The organism is Komagataeibacter kakiaceti JCM 25156 (assembly GCF_000613305.1).
On record NZ_BAIO01000745.1, the window covers coordinates 1 to 875 of the forward strand.

An 875-nucleotide genomic window follows, 5' to 3' on the forward strand; every position below is an offset into this window, starting at 1 on the left:
TGCAGGATGGCGACGTGCGCGTTGAACACCAGTCCCTCGTCACGGGCCGCGCCACGCCCCGGGCCATGCATGCCCAGCAGGAAGACCGGAGCGAAACCGAACACCTGCGCCACAAGATCCAGTTCGAACTGAAGCTGCGTGAACAGGCCGAACTGCGCCTGTCCGAAGCCCAGAACCAGATCCGCTCGCTGACCACCCGCATCGGCCATGCCGATGTCATCGCGGCGGAACACAAGGAAAAGCTGGCCAGCAGGGAAGCCGAAATGCTGGCCCTGCGCGCGGAACTGTTCAACGCGCGTGAAGAAAGCGCCCAGTTGCGTGAAGAACTGAACCGCCAGAAGGCGAAGCCCCGCGCGGCCGAGACGCCGCGCCCGGCCGAGACAGCGGTGGAGACGAATGATACGGCGCCGGGTGAACCCGAACCGGTCAAATGGTGGCTGCGCTGATTCCAACAGCGCCATGCCGCCTGTACAGCCGGTAAGGCGACCCCATGGATTCCAGGGATTCCGGCCATAACCAGGCGGCGCGCCAGCGCCAGATCGGCCTTGTCATTGTTGCGACCTGCACCAGCGCCAGTCTGGCCCTGCTGGTGCTGCTGCCGCTGGCAAGCGGCTGATCAACCTGCTGCGCGATATACTTGGGGTTCTGATCCTGCCCTTTTCCTTCATGTTCGGGCTGGGCAGTGAAATGGGGCAGTCGCCCGCGCTGCTGCGCCTTCTGTCCGACATGGGCGCGCAGACACAGATGCATCCGTGGCGGCTGGGTGTCGCCGCCATTCTGGAACTGGTGGCGGTCTTCCTGTTCGTCATTGCCGAACGGCTGGGCGGCCGCATTGGCTATATGGGCGCGTGCGTGGCGTCGGCCGGGGCCATCGG

Annotated in this window: 2 protein-coding genes and 1 pseudogene; all 3 read left to right on the forward strand. The window is 65.1% G+C overall.

Annotation, left to right across the window (positions count from 1 at the left end; translation table 11 throughout):
• The coding region (locus JCM25156_RS18540; RefSeq protein ID WP_025814321.1) for a hypothetical protein at positions 1-446 on the forward strand (446 nt) is incomplete at its 5' end.
• Positions 447-490: 44 nt separating this feature from the next.
• Positions 491-616 carry a hypothetical protein gene (locus JCM25156_RS32275; RefSeq protein WP_277909488.1) on the forward strand — a complete coding sequence of 42 codons (126 nt, stop codon included), beginning with the start codon at positions 491-493 and terminating at the stop codon, positions 614-616.
• Positions 617-666: 50 nt separating this feature from the next.
• A pseudogene (locus JCM25156_RS26175) lies at positions 667-875 on the forward strand (hypothetical protein); the annotation flags it as partial.

Excerpts from the sequence above, each read along its gene's own strand:
- JCM25156_RS32275 (WP_277909488.1), top strand. The coding sequence starts at position 491 with ATGGATTCCAGGGATTCCGGCCATAACCAGGCGGCGCGCCAGCGCCAG.